Below are 1140 nucleotides of genomic sequence, written 5' to 3'. Positions count from 1 at the left end.
GGTACCACCCGATGAAAAGAAACGGGGCCCTCGCGGGCCCCGTTTTTTTGCCTGGGCTGGCCATCGGCCCGGTCCGGGGGTCCGGGGGGTCCGGGCACGGAAAGTCAAAATTTGGCAATGACGCCGTCCGGCCAAAAGTCTATAGTGGCCGCCTGCCGCCACTGGCGGTTTTTTATGGGGAATTCAAACACATGACTTGCAAATCGCACCTCATCCACGCTGCGCTGCTGGCCGCCGGTGGCCTGCTGTGGGCCGGCAATGCCTCGGCGCAGTACGCGCCGGTCGGTGTCCAGCAGAACGTACCCGAAGCCACGGTCACCGCCGGCGGTTGGACCGTCTGCTACTCGAGCACCTTCGCCGAGTCCGGCACGCCGGTCGCCACCATCCTGGCCAACTGCGACCAGACCAACATCATGTATGCCTGCCGTCCGGTCGGCGACCCGAATTACAGCGTCCTCGCGCAGGCTCCGCGTGCGGACGTGTTCACTGATACCGGAACCGGCAATGTCACGACGTCTTCCAATGGCGTCGAGTGGTATTTCAACGCGAGCTATTCGTTTGGCTTCGCGCCGGGCGGTGAGGCGGTGACCCGCAGCTCTTGTGATACCACCAACATGGGCAACGACGACCGGATGTGCGTGCATACGTCCGGCGGAAACACCCAAGGCGGTTGGCGCTGCGGCAGCAACACCGGCGCGTGGGTCGGTGACGAGCGCGTCATCCTGCAGTCGAATTTCGCCGTGGCCGGCATCGCCCTGGGCAGCCCGGCGACCAATACCCCGGCCCTGGTCGCCGAAGAACTGATCATCCCGCCGTCGCGCACGATCACCAATACCGGCGCGCTCAATATTTCGACGGAAGTGAGCTACGCCTTCTCGCCGGGTGAAGTGCGCTACGCCCGCCTGGAGTGCCCGGGCGTCCAGTTCGCCCCCGGTTCGAGCGTCACCTACGGCGGCGACCCGTCCAACCTGATCGGCGCGGTCAACACCACCCCGAGCGGTGCGATCTACTTCTCGATCACCGCGGGCGCCACCCCGGTGGTGGCCACCGACACGCTGATCGTGGACGGTGACCGCATCATCAACCTCGAGCAGGCCATCGACTGCACCTACGGCCTGTACGACTTCCCGTCGCAGGCGC

The 1140-nt window shown here is 65.4% G+C and carries 1 protein-coding gene; it reads left to right on the top strand.

The window, feature by feature from the left end; all coding sequences use genetic code 11:
• Positions 1 to 191: 191 nt before the first annotated feature.
• A partial coding sequence (locus N788_RS10165; RefSeq protein ID WP_034224657.1) for a hypothetical protein occupies positions 192 to 1140 on the top strand: 949 nt, incomplete at its 3' end.

This window comes from Arenimonas donghaensis DSM 18148 = HO3-R19, from assembly GCF_000743535.1.
GTDB lineage: Bacteria > Pseudomonadota > Gammaproteobacteria > Xanthomonadales > Xanthomonadaceae > Arenimonas > Arenimonas donghaensis.
The sequence above is the reverse complement of the archived record's forward strand: the minus strand, read 5'-3'. Positions and strand labels throughout refer to the sequence as shown.